Source organism: Pseudomonas sp. Q1 (genome assembly GCF_009935975.1).
Classification (GTDB): Bacteria; Pseudomonadota; Gammaproteobacteria; order Pseudomonadales; family Pseudomonadaceae; genus Aquipseudomonas; species Aquipseudomonas palleroniana.
Genome location: NZ_QODI01000013.1, coordinates 74,404 through 90,607 on the forward strand (window position 1 = coordinate 74,404; position 16,204 = coordinate 90,607).

The following is a 16,204-nucleotide window of genomic DNA, read 5'->3' on the forward strand; positions in this document are numbered from 1 at the left end:
CTGCCGTTAATGCTGTTGGCGATATGACCTCTATTTTTCGCGCTGTCTGGATGATTGGCTTGTTGATCCTGTGTAACGTCGGCGCCGTGCTGGCCGCGTCGCCCGTGACTGAAACCAGGCCCGCCGCCCAGGCACAGCAGAAGACTCAAGCGAAAAAAACGACCCCCGCCAAAAAGAAAGCCGCGCCCGTGAAGAAGCGTGCGCCGATCGCCAGCAAATCCAAGTCGGCCCACGAAGTGGCCCAGACCAAGTTGCCACCGGCACAGTTGGACCTGTCTTTACCTACGGATATGGTGCGGCACTTGCAGCCGATCGGCACCATGCCCAAGCCCAAGAGCGTGCCATTGTTGCCACCGATGTTTGGCGAAAAGCCAACCGATAACAGCGCGTTCCAGATCAACGGCCGCTTGCTCAGCAACGAGATGAAGCTGCAATTGCGCAATGAAGAGCGGCGTGAAGTGGAAGGCGCAGCGCTGGATTTCGAATTCAAGCAGTAAACTTTTCCCTCGCACGTGACGCTTGCCCTCGACCATCTGTCGCAGACTGGTCAGTCACTTTTGTTTTGCGCGAAAAACCCCTGTTGGACCATTTTAAAACGGCTGTTTTAGGGCGTAATCTAGCCCGGCCATCCCTATTGAGCCGTCGAGGACCTGTTGGTCATGAAATGCCGTGAAGGCTGTGGCGCTTGCTGCATCGCCCCCTCCATCAGTTCACCGCTGCCGGGAATGCCCAACGGCAAACCTGCGGGAGAACGCTGTGTGCACTTGTCGGTCGAACAGCTATGCCTGCTGTTCGGCCGCCCGGAGCGCCCGGCGGTGTGCAGTGATTTCAAGGCGGATATCGAAGTCTGCGGCAACGACCAGGCCGATGCGATCCGGCTGATTGGCTGGTGGGAGCAGATGACGGCGGCTTGATGGGCTTTACTATTGGAACTTCAACAATAAGGAATACAACAATGGGTTCACTGAAACGAATGGCTGTGTTGTGCGGTTTTACAGTGTTGTTCGCTGCCACTGCCCAGGCGGAAGACTGGCAGGTTGCCAAGGACGAAGACGGTATCAAAGTGTCCTTGAGCGAAATTGCCGGCTCCAAGTACAAGGCTTATCGCGGTGTCACCGTGATCAAGGCCCCAGTCGCCAAGATCCAGGCTCTGCAAGAAGACGTGGCGGGCGCCTGCTCATGGATCCATGAGTGCAAATCGCAGAAGCTGGTCGATAAGAAAGGTGACGAAAGCTGGACCTACACCCAATTCAAGGCCCCGTTCCCGGTGACTGACCGCGATTCCTACCTGCATATCACGACGACCAAGGCGGCCGACGGCACGCTGACACGTAAACTGGAAGGTGTGCCAACCTACAAGCCTGAAGAAAAAGGCTACGTTCGAGTCGCCCAGGTCGATGGCTTCTGGAAGCTCGTTCCCAAAGGTGACAACCAGACCGAAGTGACCTACCAGGTGCACACCGAGCCTGGCGGCAGCGTGCCGTCGTGGCTGGCCAACAAGTTCGTGGTGGACGCCCCGTTCAAGACCTTGAAAGCCTTGAAAGAACACGCTGAAAAATAAGCACAGCCGATCAGGTGCCTGCGACCTTGAGTGGAACATTTGCCAAGCCCTCAAGGTCCAGATGGATGTGAGCCCACACTTGGGTTTTATCGAGGAAGCACCGATGCAAAAGTGGCAGATTACCTTTGTTGATGACCACGGCGTGAAGTCCGTAGAGCAGTTCGATTGCACGCAAAAGCCCAGCCTCGAAGAGGCGGCGCACATGATTCGCAGCAAGCTGGTGCCGGTAGCCGCCGAGCTCGACCTCAATGACCTTGAAGGACGCCAGCCTGAGCCTACGGTCAAGATCCTCAAAGACCAGAACAGCATCCAGATCCTCGACATCTCTCCGGCTGCCTGAACAATCCCTGTAACTCATTCAACCCCCTCTGGTAGAGGTGATAGCTTCGCGCTACTCTGCAAACGAGATCAGCGAATGAATCGCTAAGGTCTGGTCTTGTCAGCTACATGCTTGTTTTCCAGCGGTGTTGTTATTGCCGTAGTACCTGCGCCAGTAGGGCGCAGGCTTCGGGAAGCACGGAAAGTCTATCCATCGGTTTGAGGAGGACGTTTCATGAGCACAGCCTATCAAGAAGATATCAGCACCCATGTTCTGCGCCGCATGAAAGAAGGCGGCTTTGACTTCTCGCGTTTTCACCCCATCGAGTTCTACGCCATTTTCCCGGATGAGGAACGGGCGCGCCGGGCTGCGGGTCGATTTCGTGGGGAATCGCTGAATGCCCAGGTCAGCGCGCGCGACGATGGCGCGTGGTACTTGGAACTGAGCAAAATCATGTCCGCAACCTACGACGGCATAGGAGACTTCGAACAAGACTTTGAAGCGGTGGTCGAGCCGCTGGGCGGGATCATCGAGGGATGGGGCGTGAAGCAGGAGGTGCGTGGATTACCCATGTAGCTGCATAGAGTCTCAGCGTATCGGCTGACCTTCGGGTCGGCCGATTTTGTTTGTGCCGTCTGAAAATGTGTGGAACTTGCGCGGTACTTTCTCAGCTTCAAAAAAAAGCCACCCGACAAGGGTGGCCTAAAGGGAAGAGCGGAGCGCTGAAGGCAGTTCAGCAGATGGGGCGATTATCCCTGGGGGCAGCCGGGCAATGAAATCAACTCTGGCTATGCTGTTGATAGCCAAAGCCCGCATTGGGATGAAGCGTGACGCAAGGCGGCGGGCATTCTGCGCACCAGGACGGTGCGGTTAGATTCCGCTGCTTATCCAACTCACTGATTTATAAGTGTTTATGCCGATGGCACGGGCCTTGCGAAGGTTCTTGCGTCCGGGGGACAAGGAGTACGGCATGATCCGCACTTATTACGACGAGATGTACGATGGGGCAGGGCAGGTCCGTCCCCATTACCGCGAATTCGCCCGCTGGTTGGCTGAAACACCCGCCGAGCTGTTGGCCCAGCGCCGGCGTGAGGCCGATTTGCTGTTTCACCGCGCCGGGATCACGTTCACCCTGTATGGGGACGAGCAGGGCACCGAACGCCTGATTCCCTTCGATACAATCCCGCGCAGCATACCGGCAAGCGAGTGGCGCACGGTCGAGCGCGGCTGCATCCAGCGGGTCAAGGCGCTGAACATGTTCCTCGCCGATCTGTATCACGACCAACGCATCATCAAGGCCGGGATCATTCCCGCTGAACAGGTATTGGCCAACGAGCAATACCAACTGGCGATGCAGGGGCTGAACCTGCACCGCGATCTGTATTCCCACATCTCCGGCGTCGACCTCGTACGCGATGGCGACGGTACTTACTACGTGTTGGAAGACAACCTGCGTACCCCGAGCGGTGTCAGCTACATGCTCGAAGATCGCAAGATGATGATGCGCCTGTTCCCCGAACTGTTCGCGGCCCAGCGCATTGCTCCGATCGATCATTATCCGAACCTGCTGCTCGATACCCTCAAAAGCTCAAGCCCGCTGGATAACCCGAGCGTGGTGGTGCTGACGCCAGGGCGTTTCAACAGCGCATTCTTCGAACATGCGTTCCTGGCCCGCGAGATGGGCGTGGAACTGGTGGAGGGGGCCGACCTGTTTGTGCGCGATGATCGCGTGTTCATGCGCACCACCGACGGCCCCAAGGCGGTGGATGTGATCTACCGCCGCCTCGACGACGCATTCCTCGACCCGTTGGCGTTCAACCCCGAGTCCATGCTGGGTGTGCCCGGCCTGCTCGCCGCCTATCGTTCGGGCAACGTGGTTCTGGCCAATGCCATCGGCACGGGGGTGGCGGATGACAAGTCGGTGTACCCCTTCGTCACCGAGATGATCCGTTTTTATCTGGATGAAGAACCCATCCTGAAGAATGTTCCGACGTACCAGTGTCGTAAGCCTGACGAACTATCCCACGTGCTGGCCAACCTGCCGGACTTGGTGGTGAAGGAAACCCAAGGCTCCGGCGGCTACGGCATGCTGGTCGGCCCGGCGTCTACCGCGGCGGAAATCGAAGCCTTTCGCGCCCGCATCAAAGCCAAGCCCCACGCCTATATCGCCCAACCAACGCTGTGTTTATCCACGTGCCCGACCTTTGTCGAAAACGGTATCGCACCGCGCCATATCGACCTGCGTCCCTTCGTGTTATCCGGCAAGGAAACCCGCGTGGTGCCCGGCGGCTTGACCCGTGTGGCGCTGCGTGAAGGTTCGCTGGTGGTCAACTCGTCCCAGGGCGGCGGCACCAAAGACACCTGGGTGGTCGAGGACTGATGCCATGTTGAGTAGAACTGCCTCGGATTTGTACTGGATGTCGCGCTATCTGGAACGTGCGGAAAACCTCGCACGCATGCTCGACGTCAGCTATTCGCTGTCGCTGATGCCTCAAGACGGGCACGGTGACGGTCTGCATGAACTGGCCATGCCGTTGCTGATCACCGGCACCCTGGATGACTACCGTGAACGCCACGGCGAACTGCATGCCGAACACCTGCTGCACTTCTTCGCGCTGGACGCGGCCAACCCGGCCAGCATCTACAGTTGTCTCGGCGCCGCGCGGGCCAGCGCCCATGCGGTTCGTGGGCGAATTACCGCCGACATGTGGGAAAACATCAACGCCACCTGGCTGGATATCCGCGACATCGCCCAGCAAGGCTTGAGCCATTACGGCATGAGCCGGTTTTGCGAGTGGGTCAAGGAGCGTTCGCACCTGTTCCGGGGCGCCACTTACGGCACCATCATGCGTAACGACGCCTTTCGCTTTATCCGCCTGGGCACCTTCATCGAGCGTGCCGACAACACCCTGCGCCTGCTGGACGCACGTTATGAAATGGCCGGCGACCAGGCCGCCGCCGTCAGCGACGGCACAGCCCACGCCTACTACCAGTGGAGCGCCTTGCTGCGCGCGTTATCGTCGTTCGAGGCCTACACCGAGATCTATCGCGACGCGCCCGGCGCCCGGCAAGTGGCCGAGTTGTTGCTGTTACGCGCTGATGTCCCACGCTCGCTGCGCGCCTGCAGCGAAGAGATCGACCAGATCCTCGCCAGCCTGCCCGGCCTCAACGGGCGACCGGCCCAGCGCCTGGCCGCCGAAATGGACGCACGCCTGCGCTTTACCGCCATCGACGAAATCCTTGAGGAAGGCCTGCACGCCTGGCTGACCGACTTTATCCCTTTGGTCCGCCAGTTGGGCGACGCCATCTACAGCTCCTACCTGGAGGCCGCATGAGACTCTCCCTCAGCCACGAAACCACCTACCACTATGAAGACCCGGTGCGCGCCAGTATCCAGTACCTGCGCCTCACGCCCCATGACAGCGAGCGCCAGCACGTCATCAGTTGGCAGCTCGACCTGCCACGCCCGGTGCGGGCACAGGTCGATCCGTTCGGCAATATCCTGCATGTGTTGACGCTGGACGAACCCCACGACGCGGTCATCATCGGCGCCCGTGGCCAGGTGGATATCGATGAGTTACGCGAGGCTGAACACGAGAGCCAGTCGGCTTTCCCGTTCCTGCGCAGCACGCGCCTGACCGAACCCGACGAAGCGTTGCGCAGCTTTGCCGAGCAGCACTGTCGGCAACGTCGCGACCGCAGCGCGTTGATCGACCTGATGCACGCGCTCAACCAGTCGATGGTCTACACGCCGGGTGCAACCGCAGTCGACACCAGTGCCGCCGAGGCTTTCGCCGGGCGGGCAGGCGTATGCCAGGACCATACCCACGCGTTCCTGGCCTGCGCACGCAGCCTGGGGATTGCGGCGCGATATGTGTCGGGGTATCTGTACACCGAAGACAGCACGCACCTGGCCAGCCACGCCTGGGCTGAAGCCTGGCTGGATGACGCCTGGTACAGCTTTGACGTGACCAACCAACTGGCGCGGCCGGAGCGGCATTTGAAACTGGCCGTGGGCCTGGATTATCTGGATGCCTGCCCGGTACGCGGCATGCGTCGGGGCGGCGGGCATGAACAGATGCATGCCAAGGTGTTATGCATGGCGCCGGCCCCGGTGATCGCTGTCCAGCAGCAATAATGCAATGTGGGAGGGGGCTTGCTCCCGATAGGCGGTTGCCAGTCAGTTATTGTTAGCTGACCCACCGCTATCGGGAGCAAGCCCCCTCCCACATAGGCATTGTCGCGAAGTTCAGGGGTGTTGTTTACGCCCCGCCATATGCCTCAAATACCCCACCAGCAAATCCAGCTCAGTATCGGGCAATACACTGGCTGCAAAAGCCGGCATCTTCGCCTGTGGCCAATGCCGCAAGCTCTGGGGATCGCGGATATAGCGCTTGAGGAAATCCCCGCTGAAATATTCGGTGGGGTTGTAGGGAATATTCAGATCCGGCCCCACTTGGGCGTCGCCGGCGCCATTGAGCCGGTGACAGGCCAGGCAGTTTTCCTGGAACAACGCAAAGCCTTGGTTCACGGGGTCATTCGCCGCCAGCTGCGGATCGGGCAGCAAGGCGGGAAAGCGTTCGGCGACGGTCTTCAATTGCTTGATCCCGGAGATCTGGAACGGCCACTGCTCAGGGCTGATGGAGCCGGCTTGCGGATCGGTCCACACCAGATAAAACGGCCCGGCACTCGGTTTATCTTGCGCCAGCGCCGGCCAAGGGTGGGCGGGGTCCTCAATGGCGAGCCAGGCGCGGGCGCCGTGGTTTTGCAGAAGCGGCGCGGCGGCAAGTTCGGCAGCGAAGCCATCGAGGGCGACGGCTTGCAGATGGTTTTCCGCTTTCAGTCCCGGTAGGAGGGCGGCTAGTGGCACTGCGCGGTAGGTCATATTGCGTTTGTAGGAAACGTCATCGACGATCTGCACCGTCTGTACATCCGGGCGCTTGAGCAATTCGGCGGTCTGCCAAGTCTTGCTGGTGTGGTCCAGTTCGATGGTCAATTGCGCTGCAGAGACGGGCAGAGTCAGTAATGCAATGAATAGGGCGACGATCGTTTTCACGATATGGGCTCGATGTGATGGGCAAAGACACCCAACAATAGCGGAAAATCGCACGCAAAACGGCAGCGCCTGCACAGGACCGCTATACGCAATGTCCCGGCAGGTGCCGCCAAAAACTGCAGTCGTGATGCTGCGTGTGCACTGAATGCGAGGGTTGAACCGTCACCCGATAATCTTGGTGAGATTGGGCAAGATCAGAATCAGTGTGGTGGCGAAAAGAATGAGTCCCGCCTGACGTACTTTCGAATGTTTGAACATGGCTGACTGCCTTTTGTTGTTATTCCTGAGCGTCAAATGCGTGCCGGAAAATTTCACTATGCCGATATGACGTGTCGCTTTTCTTACAGCTGCTCCAGCAAAACCCGGCAGCAGCCTCTTACAGATTCAACCTTAGAGCCCCTGTTCTGCGCGGCTTAGATCCATTTCATATCAACTAAGCAGTATTTGAGCTTAAAACGGCATGAGGCTAATCGCCATCTTCGCGCCAGCCCTAGGGCTAGACCGCTAAAACGATTAATCAGCGGTTTCCCTTAGGTACCTACCGTTCGTCCGAGCGAGGGGGTCAAAAGCAATGAGCGCATCCGTCATTGAAACCGTGTCAATCGGGCCTAAGGTAGGCACACACGCACAGCGGTTCGAGGACGTCATGACCCAACAAGCTTTGATCTTTGATGCGATACGTACGCCCCGGGGCAAAGGCAAAGCCGAGGGTGCCCTGCACAGCGTCAAGCCGGTAAACCTGGTGGCCGGCTTGCTTACGGCGCTGGCGCAACGCGCCGATCTTGATACGCATCAGGTGGATGATATCGTCCTCGGCTGCGTCACCCCGGTGGGCGACCAGGGCGCCGACATCGCCAAGACTGCCGCGCTGGTGGCGGACTGGGACATCAGCGTTGCCGGCGTGCAGATCAACCGCTTCTGCGCCTCGGGCCTGGAAGCGGTGAACCTGGGCGCGATGAAAGTGCGCTCAGGCTTCGAAGACCTGGTGGTGGTCGGCGGCGTCGAGTCCATGTCGCGGGTGCCGATGGGCAGCGATGGGGGAGCCTGGGTACTCGATCCGCAAACCAATATGCACAGTCATTTCACGCCCCAGGGCATCGGTGCAGATTTGATCGCAACCCTGGAAGGCTTCAGTCGCGAGGACGTCGATACCTTCGCCCTGCAGTCCCAGCAGAAAGCGGCGAGGGCGCGTGCAGACGGCTCCTTCAGCAAATCGTTGATTTCAGTGCAGGACCAGAATGGCATCGTGCTGCTGGACCATGACGAGTTCATCCGCGGCGACTCCACCTTAGATGGCCTGGGCAAACTCAAGCCCAGCTTCGAAATGATCGGGCAAATGGGCTTCGATGCCACTGCGCTGCGGGTCTACAGCCATGTGGAGCGCATCCACCATGTGCACACGCCGGGCAACAGCTCCGGTATCGTCGATGGGGCCGCCTTGATGTTGATCGGCTCCGAGGTCAAAGGCCGCGAACTGGGGCTGCAACCTCGGGCCCGTATCGTCGCCACTGCCGTCACCAGTACCGACCCGACCATCATGCTTACCGGCCCGGCCCCGGCCACACGCAAGGCCCTGGCCAAGGCCGGGCTGCGCGTAGAAGACATTGACCTGTTCGAGGTCAACGAAGCTTTCGCCTCTGTAGTGCTCAAGTTCATCAAGGACATGCGCATCGATCCCGCTCGGGTCAACGTCAACGGCGGCTCCATCGCCATGGGCCATCCGTTGGGCGCCACGGGCTGCGCGATCCTCGGCACCTTGCTCGACGAGTTGGAAGTACGCCGCCAGCGCTACGGCCTGGCCACCCTGTGTGTCGGCGGTGGCATGGGCATCGCGACCATCATCGAACGTCTCTGAGCCGAAGGAACCCGTCATGAGCGACGCTATTCGTTACGAAAAAGGCCAGGACCAGATTGTGGTACTGACCCTCGACATGCCCGGCCAGAGTGCCAACACCATGAACGCCGCGTACCGCGAGGCCATGGCGGCCGCGGTCACGCGCCTGGAAGCGGAAAAGGACAGCCTTGCCGGTGTGATCATCACCTCGGCCAAGAAGACGTTTTTTGCCGGTGGCGACCTCAATGAGCTGATCCAGGTCGACAAGCACCACGCCAAGGATTTCTACGACGGTGTGCGCGTGCTCAAGGCCCAGTTGCGCCGCCTGGAAACCCTCGGCAAACCGGTCGTGGCCGCGATCAATGGCGCGGCCCTGGGCGGTGGCTGGGAGATTTGCCTGGCATGCCATTACCGCGTCGCACTGGACGATAAATCCACCCAGCTCGGCTTGCCGGAAGTCACCTTGGGCCTGTTGCCGGGCGGTGGTGGGGTCGTGCGCATGGTGCGCCTGCTGGGGCTGGAAAAGGCCCTGCCGTATTTGTTGGAAGGTAAAAAACTGCGGCCGCAACAGGCGCTGCAAGCCGGCTTGATCAATGAGCTGGCCTTGAGCCGTGATGAACTGCTGGCCAAGTCTCGCGCCTGGATTCTCGCCAACCCCGAGGCCAGGCAGCCTTGGGACAACAAGGCGTATCAAATCCCCGGCGGTACGCCGTCGAACCCCAAGGTTGCACAGATGCTGGCGATTGCACCATCGATGTTGCGCAGCAAAACCAACGGCTGCTTTCCGGCTCCGGAAAAAATCCTTTGCGCCGCCGTGGAAGGTGCGCAGGTGGATTTCGACACGGCCCACCTGATCGAAACCCGTTACTTCACCGAACTGGTCACCGGCCAGGTGGCGAAGAACATGATCGGCACCTTCTGGTTCCAGCTCAACGAAATCAACGCCGGTGGCTCGCGCCCCCAAGGCTTTGCCCCTTACGTGACACGCAAAGTCGGCGTGCTCGGTGCCGGGATGATGGGCGCGGGGATCGCTTATGTCAGTGCCAGTGCGGGCATCGACGTGGTGCTCAAGGACATCAACCTCGCCGCCGCCGAGAAAGGCAAGGCGCACTCAGCCGCGCTGTTGGACAAGAAGGTGGGGCGTGGGCAATTGACCGCCGAGCAGCGCGATACCACCTTGGCGCGTATTCATCCTACGGCCTCTGATGCCGATCTGGCCGGTTGCGACCTGATCATCGAGGCCGTATTTGAAAACCGCGAGCTCAAGGCCCAGGTTTCGGCCGCCGCCCAAAGCGTCGTCGGCGCCGACGCGGTGATCGCCTCCAATACCTCCACCTTGCCCATCAGCGGCCTGGCCAACGCCGTGCCCGATCCAGGCAAGTTCCTGGGCCTGCATTTCTTCAGCCCGGTGGACAAGATGCCGTTGGTGGAAATTATCAAGGGCACGCACACCAGCGACGAAACCCTGGCCCGAGGTTTTGATTTCGTACTGCAGATCAAGAAAACCCCGATTGTAGTCAACGACAGTCGTGGCTTCTTCACCTCGCGGGTGTTCGGCACCTTCACCAATGAAGGCATCGCTATGCTCGGTGAAGGCGTGGCCGCACCGATGATCGAGACCGAAGCGCGCAAGGCCGGCATGCCCGTGGGGCCGTTGGCGGTGTCCGATGAGGTGTCGCTCAGCTTGATGAGCCATATCCGACAGCAAACGGCCAAGGATCTGCAGGCCGAAGGTAAGGAGATGCCGACGCATCCGGCAACGCGGGTGATCGACCTGCTGGTGAATGAGTACAAACGCGCCGGCAAGGCAGCGGGTGGTGGGTTCTATGACTATCCGGCAGGCGGGCAGAAACACCTGTGGCCGGAACTGAAAGCCCGTTTCGAACAGCCGGGTAAACAAATTTCGCCACAGGATGTACGTGACCGCCTGCTGTTTATCCAGGCCATCGAAACCGTGCGGTGTGTGGAGGAGGGGGTGTTGATGTCCACGGCGGATGCCAATGTGGGCTCGATCTTCGGCATTGGCTTTGCCGCGTGGAGTGGCGGTGCGTTGCAGTTTATCAACCAGTATGGGTTGAACGACTTCATCGCCCGGGCGCGCTACCTGGCGGAGCAATATGGGGAAAGGTTCTCTCCTCCGGCGTTGTTGCTGGAAAAGGCTGCACAAGGCGAAATATTTCGGTGATCTGAATGTGGGAGGTGACTTGCTCCCGATGGCGATGTATCAGCTGACGAGTCAGTAACTGTGCCACCGCTATCGGGAGCAAGCCCCCTCCCACAAGGGCTTGCCTTGGAGGGTGTTTCAGGGCAGGCTCTGGGGTGTGCATTATTCCCATCACCGTGTCAGGTATTTTTTATGTCGCTACGCGTCTGTATCCTGGAAACCGATATCCTGCGTCCAGGCTTGATCGATCAATACCAAGGGTACGGGCAGATGTTCAAGCGCCTGTTCTCCAAGCAGCCGATTGCCGCCGAATTCGTTGTCTACAACGTTGTGCAGGGCGAATACCCGCCGGAAGATGAAGTGTTTGATGCCTACCTGGTCACTGGCAGCAAGGCCGACTCCTTTGGCACCGACCCTTGGATCCAGACTCTCAAGACCTATCTGCTCGAGCGTTACGAGCGCGGCGACAAACTGCTGGGTATCTGTTTCGGCCACCAATTGCTGGCGCTGCTGCTGGGCGGCAAGACCGAGCGCGCGGGCCAGGGCTGGGGCATGGGCATCCACGATTACAAGCTCGATGCCAAGGCGCCGTGGATGAGCCCTGAAGTGGAAGAACTGACGCTATTGATCAGCCATCAGGACCAGGTCACCACGCTACCGAAAAACGCCACGGTGATTGCTTCCAGCGCGTTTTGCCCGTTTGCGGCGTACCACATTGGCGATCAGGTGCTGTGCTTCCAGGGCCACCCGGAATTTGTCCATGACTATTCCCGCGAGCTGTTGGAGATTCTTCAGACGACCTTGGGCGAGAAGGTCTACAACCATGGCGTCGCCAGCCTGGAGCGCGACCACCACGGCGTCACCGTGGCGGAATGGATGATGCGTTTCGTGGCCCACCAATCCGAGGCCAAGCGTTAAAGCCAGCCCGAACGCTTGAAGCTGGCCCACAAACCGGTACAGCCCACCGCGATAAACCCGAGCACTGCAAAATAGCCGTAGTGCCATTGCAGCTCGGGCATATTCTGGAAGTTCATCCCGTAGATCCCCGCCACCGCTGTGGGGAAGGCGAGAATCGCCGCCCATGCGGCGAACTTGCGCTGCACCACGCTTTGGCGCGAAGCCTCCAGCAAGACACCGATCTCGATGGTCTGGCTGGCGATATCGCGCAGGGTGGTGAGGTCTTCCATTTGCCGTGTCACATGGATCTGCACATCGCGGAAATACGGGCGCATGTTCTTGTCGATGAACGGGAAGCTCAGCTTCTGCAGCTCCTGGCTGATCTCCACCATCGGCGCGACGTAGCGCTTGAGCCGCAGCACATCGCGGCGCAAGCCGTGCAAGTTCTGGATATCACGCTCATTCAGCGAGCTGCACAATACGTTGCGTTCCAGTTCATCGATCTCGGCATGGATCGCCTCGCTCACCGGTTGGTAATTCTCGGTGACGAAATCCAGCAGCGCATAGAGTACGAAATCTTCCCCATGCTCCAGCAACAGTGGCCGCGCCTCACAGCGCTGGCGCACAAGCCCGTAGGACGCCGAGTGGCCATTGCGCGCAGTGATGATGTAGCCGTTGCCGGCGAAGATGTGGGTTTCGATAAACACCAGCTTGCCGTTCTCGCGCACCGGTGAGTAGGTGACGATAAACAGTGCATCGCCGAAGGTTTCCAGCTTCGGGCGGCTGTGCTTTTCCAGGGCATCTTCGATGGCCAGTTCATGCAGGTTGAACTGGCGTTGCAGGTTGGCCAGCTCTTGAGCGTTGGGTGCTTCCAGGCCGATCCATACAAAGTGGTCAGGTTTGGCGGCCCAGGCGGCGCCTTCGTCGAGGGTGATATCGGTGACTTTCTTGCCGGCGCTGTAGACGGCAGCCGCAACAACTCTACCCATGGTGCTGATCGCTTCTTATTGGGATGACAGATGTTGGGCAGCTTAGCCTGAATGACGTTCCGTCGTAGCTGTCATTGCGACGAGCTTTCTGTGGCGAGCGAGCTTGCTCGCGCTGGGGGGCGAAGCACCCCCCATGCGGTGTTCAAGCAGCTCGCAACTCGCGATCCATCTGCGCGATGCATTCATCCATCTGCACCTGGCAACTTTGCATCAACCGGGGGATGTCATCCGAAGTCAGCCCAACCGTAGGAATCGGCGGCAACGACCGTATGAGCACATCCCCACTGTTCCAGCGATTGAGCTGCATATGGGTGATGTAGTTGCTGACGCACACCTGCACGATCGGCACTCCGGCCGCAATCGCCATATGGAATGCGCCTTTCTTGAACGGCAACAGGCCTTTGCCCAGGTTGCGTGTGCCCTCCGGGAACACCCAGATCGAGGTGTTCTCATGTTGCAACGTATGGGTGGTGGTAAGCATTGCCCGGCGTGCCTTGTAGGCATTGCCTCGGTCGATCAGCACATTGCCTGCCAGCCAGAACAACTGGCCGAACAGCGGCACCCATTTCAGGCTCTTCTTGGCGATGCACACCGTGCGGTGAGGCACCACGGTGCCGAACACAAACAGGTCATAGTTGGACTGGTGGTTGGCGATGATCACGCAGGTGCCGGGCTTGTTGCGCAGCGAGTCGACCTGCGCTTTCACGTTCAGCCCCAAGAGCCACATGGCCGGCAGCGCATAGAGGCGGGCGCACAGGCGGCTGTTGTCCGGGTTGAACGGACGGCAAAGGCCCAACACTACGCCCAGCACACCGGCGACGATAAAGTGCAGGCCCATCAACAGCATACGTAGCAGAAAAAGCATCGACACGGTCCATCGGTACAAGGGTGGCGCAGTGTACGGGTGTGCACTGGGTTCGGCAATTGCCCCTGCAGACGTGGGAGATAGGCGATGTTTAAGCACATGTTTCAATATGCGCCGACATCGCCCGACTAGAGCGCCTAGAGATGATTCTGATTTATCTGTAAGAAAAAGCCCGACTCAAGGTCGGGCTCTGATGCTGCAGTTGTGAGGACTTAGCTCAGGACATGCCCTGATCCTGAATGATTGCGTCATCCAACGCCTCCAGCAGTGCTTTGCGCACTTTCAGCTTTGTGTGCTTGTGGGCGTTCATATTGATCTTCTTCAACTGACGCGCCGCTTCCAGGGCCGCTGCGTGCAACTCTTCGGGGGCGACGACCTTATCCAGGAAGCCGGCATGCAAGGCGCCCTGCGGGTCGAACATCTCGGCGTTGATCACCGAACGCTGGAACGCCGACTTACGCAGGCGATCCCGCGCCAATTCGATACCGGCGTGGTGCATGGTCATGCCGATCGCCACTTCATTCAGGCCGATGCTGAACGGGCCTTCCACACCAATCCGATAATCGGCCGACAACAACAGGAACGCGCCCTTGGCCACCGCATGCCCAGGGCAAGCGACGATCACCGGAAACGGGTGGGACAACAGACGACGCGCCAACGTCGAGCCCGACGTCACCAGGCTGATCGCCTCTTTGGGGCCGGCGGTCATCACCTTCAGATCATAACCCCCCGACAGTATCCCCGGCGTCCCGGTGATCACCACCACGGCCCGGTCTTTCTCGGCCTGATCCAGCGCCGCATTGAACTCACTGACCACCGCCGGAGAAATGGCATTCACCTTGCCGTTGCTCAAGGTCAGGGTCGCGATACCGTCTTCGAGGTGGTAGGCAATCAACTCACTCATGACGCGGTTCCTTGTAAGACTTGTTATAGAGAAGCTATGGATAGAAATGCATACGCAGACGTTACCCACCACGCCCGCCCCGGTAAAGCGCCGTGACTGACTACCCAGTCAGGCTTTTACGCCACACCCAAGCTTAGACGGCCCGGAGCAGGGCGCACCGAGCGTCCCAGGCTCACGCTACCCATGCCCAAGAATGGCAGAATCACCGCCCCTGACCAGGCGGGTTATGACATAACCGTCTAACCGCATGAAAATTCTGAAAAAAACCTTTGCCATCGGAAAGGCTTTCGACTACATTAGCGCGCCTCGACAGACTGAACTGGTTTGACGAGATACGGTGAAGTGTCCGAGTGGCTTAAGGAGCACGCCTGGAAAGTGTGTATACAAGAAATTGTATCGAGAGTTCGAATCTCTCCTTCACCGCCAAATTACGAAAACGCAAGCCCCTGATTTTCCTAGAGAAAGTCGGGGGTTTGTGGTTTTTGGCGTTCAAAAAAAGGCGCCATGGGACCGCCATGGGACTGGTGCGCTGTTTTGGTGCAGAATTGCATCATTTGAGGCAAGCTATTTGACACGGCGCAAACAACCTCCCATCTACTTTGCAGATTCGTTATTGGCGGGATCTGGTCGGATGTGCAATCCAGATATTAAAGCGGGAAGGGAGCCCGAGCTGATGCTCTGCTCAGTAGGCGATAGTCAGGGTCGACGTGTTGCATTTGCCGAAGTGGCAGCTCTGCTGAGTCCTGAAGAAACAAACCTGCGTTCTGTACAATCTTTGCCGCTGGATGCGCGCCAATTCATCATATAGCTAGTGAATTGCATCGCAAATCACTACGGAAGTGGCGGTAGCCATCCTAAGTTAAGAGGATTGAAGTGATTTCGCGATGGCCTTTAGCTCCTCCCATGGCCTGTGTTGCTGCCCATGCAGCCAGCAGGTCGTGGCGTGCTGGAACACCTCCGCGGTTACATTCTCGATTTGTTCTGCATGACATCTTCTGCAGGAGATGACGCCATTAGATATTTGCCACCGGCTGTTCCACTCAATTACATCGTCTTGGGCTGTCATTGGAATCTCACAAATTTAGGTATTATTAAAAGTATATAGTGTTCCCATCCATGTTTATTTTATTTAAGGGGCTTCCGACGAATTACCGTTATTAATAACGCCGCTTATGTGAAAAAAGCCCCCACACTTTGACTAGGTGCGGGGGCTTTTCTATTTGCTTGTGGAAACCAGAACCCCGTAGACTGGTATGCCTTAGTCCGGCTGTGTGGTATGACGCTGGGCTTCTTCCTCCCGCAATCGGAAAATATTATCGTGTATTTTTATGACTCCGAACCGGTAGATGACGCGAACCACGTCGCGGTGCTGCAAGTCGAATTGGCTACGACATTGCTACGCCGAGAGTGGAAAAAGGTGCTGCAGTCAATTGAACGTGCGCCTAATCAAAAGATGTTAGTGCATACTGCCAGCGTCGCGCGTGGCTTTGCACTAGGCTTGCTGGCCGGCGACATAATCACCATTCGGGGATACCAAGCGATGACAGCGTTGATCAGCAAGGCAGAATTGATGATGCATGCGGAACTAAGCAGCAAGCCAAAATGAGCATTTTGG

General features: G+C 58.6%; 16 protein-coding genes and 1 tRNA gene. 13 read left to right on the forward strand and 4 right to left on the reverse strand.

The window, feature by feature from the left end:
- Positions 1-23: 23 nt before the first annotated feature.
- The 8 genes from DK870_RS20745 to DK870_RS20780 all read left to right on the forward strand — a co-directional run bounded on the left by DK870_RS20745 (position 24) and on the right by DK870_RS20780 (position 6,018).
- On the forward strand, positions 24-497 hold the full coding sequence (locus DK870_RS20745; protein WP_161549543.1) for a translation initiation factor 2: 474 nt from the start codon (positions 24-26) through the stop codon (positions 495-497).
- Between the two features lie 162 nt (positions 498-659).
- The gene (locus DK870_RS20750; RefSeq protein ID WP_060756268.1) at positions 660-914 is read left to right on the forward strand and encodes a YkgJ family cysteine cluster protein; all 255 of its coding nucleotides are present in this window, start codon (positions 660-662) and stop codon (positions 912-914) included.
- A 41-nt stretch (positions 915-955) separates the two neighbouring features.
- Positions 956-1,561 (forward strand): START domain-containing protein, encoded by a 606-nt coding sequence (locus tag DK870_RS20755; RefSeq protein WP_060756267.1) that lies wholly within the window; start codon positions 956-958, stop codon positions 1,559-1,561.
- Between the two features lie 103 nt (positions 1,562-1,664).
- Entirely contained in the window at positions 1,665-1,901 is a 237-nt protein-coding gene (locus DK870_RS20760; RefSeq protein ID WP_060756338.1) for a hypothetical protein, read from the forward strand.
- A 213-nt stretch (positions 1,902-2,114) separates the two neighbouring features.
- Positions 2,115-2,456, forward strand: coding sequence for a ribonuclease E inhibitor RraB (locus tag DK870_RS20765; RefSeq protein WP_060756266.1), 342 nt, complete (start codon positions 2,115-2,117; stop codon positions 2,454-2,456).
- A gap of 394 nt (positions 2,457-2,850) precedes the next feature.
- Entirely contained in the window at positions 2,851-4,260 is a 1,410-nt protein-coding gene (locus DK870_RS20770; protein ID WP_060756265.1) for a circularly permuted type 2 ATP-grasp protein, read from the forward strand.
- A 4-nt stretch (positions 4,261-4,264) separates the two neighbouring features.
- Entirely contained in the window at positions 4,265-5,215 is a 951-nt protein-coding gene (locus DK870_RS20775) for an alpha-E domain-containing protein (protein ID WP_104994570.1), read from the forward strand.
- Complete coding sequence (locus DK870_RS20780) at positions 5,212-6,018, forward strand: transglutaminase family protein (RefSeq protein WP_060756263.1); 807 nt, start codon at positions 5,212-5,214, stop codon at positions 6,016-6,018. The genes DK870_RS20775 and DK870_RS20780 overlap by 4 nt, the downstream gene beginning before the upstream one ends.
- A gap of 111 nt (positions 6,019-6,129) precedes the next feature.
- Here the strand turns inward: DK870_RS20780 and DK870_RS20785 are convergent, their stop codons facing one another.
- Complete coding sequence (locus DK870_RS20785; protein WP_161549544.1) at positions 6,130-6,936, reverse strand: cytochrome c; 807 nt, start codon at positions 6,934-6,936, stop codon at positions 6,130-6,132.
- A gap of 646 nt (positions 6,937-7,582) precedes the next feature.
- Between DK870_RS20785 and DK870_RS20790 the strand changes: the two genes are divergently transcribed.
- The 3 genes from DK870_RS20790 to DK870_RS20800 all read left to right on the forward strand — a co-directional run bounded on the left by DK870_RS20790 (position 7,583) and on the right by DK870_RS20800 (position 11,852).
- A complete protein-coding gene (locus DK870_RS20790; protein ID WP_060756261.1) occupies positions 7,583-8,791 on the forward strand; it encodes an acetyl-CoA C-acetyltransferase in 1,209 nt (402 codons plus the stop codon).
- A gap of 16 nt (positions 8,792-8,807) precedes the next feature.
- A complete protein-coding gene (locus DK870_RS20795) occupies positions 8,808-10,955 on the forward strand; it encodes a 3-hydroxyacyl-CoA dehydrogenase NAD-binding domain-containing protein (protein ID WP_161549545.1) in 2,148 nt (715 codons plus the stop codon).
- Between the two features lie 171 nt (positions 10,956-11,126).
- The gene (locus DK870_RS20800; protein ID WP_161549546.1) at positions 11,127-11,852 is read left to right on the forward strand and encodes an amidotransferase; all 726 of its coding nucleotides are present in this window, start codon (positions 11,127-11,129) and stop codon (positions 11,850-11,852) included.
- On the opposite strand, the gene DK870_RS20805 is transcribed toward DK870_RS20800, so the two are convergent.
- The 3 genes from DK870_RS20805 to DK870_RS20815 all read right to left on the reverse strand — a co-directional run bounded on the left by DK870_RS20805 (position 11,849) and on the right by DK870_RS20815 (position 14,589).
- The gene (locus tag DK870_RS20805; protein ID WP_060756258.1) at positions 11,849-12,820 is read right to left on the reverse strand and encodes a magnesium and cobalt transport protein CorA; all 972 of its coding nucleotides are present in this window, start codon (positions 12,818-12,820) and stop codon (positions 11,849-11,851) included. The two genes, DK870_RS20800 and DK870_RS20805, sit on opposite strands and share 4 nt — an antisense overlap.
- 142 nt (positions 12,821-12,962) lie before the next feature.
- Complete coding sequence (locus tag DK870_RS20810) at positions 12,963-13,685, reverse strand: 1-acylglycerol-3-phosphate O-acyltransferase (protein ID WP_090369161.1); 723 nt, start codon at positions 13,683-13,685, stop codon at positions 12,963-12,965.
- A 217-nt stretch (positions 13,686-13,902) separates the two neighbouring features.
- Positions 13,903-14,589 (reverse strand): crotonase/enoyl-CoA hydratase family protein, encoded by a 687-nt coding sequence (locus tag DK870_RS20815; RefSeq protein ID WP_161549547.1) that lies wholly within the window; start codon positions 14,587-14,589, stop codon positions 13,903-13,905.
- A 336-nt stretch (positions 14,590-14,925) separates the two neighbouring features.
- Between DK870_RS20815 and DK870_RS20820 the strand changes: the two genes are divergently transcribed.
- Together DK870_RS20820 and DK870_RS20825 are read left to right on the forward strand one after the other, a co-directional pair.
- Positions 14,926-15,015, forward strand: a tRNA-Ser gene (locus tag DK870_RS20820).
- Between the two features lie 850 nt (positions 15,016-15,865).
- Positions 15,866-16,195, forward strand: a complete 330-nt coding sequence (locus DK870_RS20825; protein ID WP_161549548.1) for a hypothetical protein — start codon at positions 15,866-15,868, stop codon at positions 16,193-16,195.
- Positions 16,196-16,204: the final 9 nt, after the last annotated feature.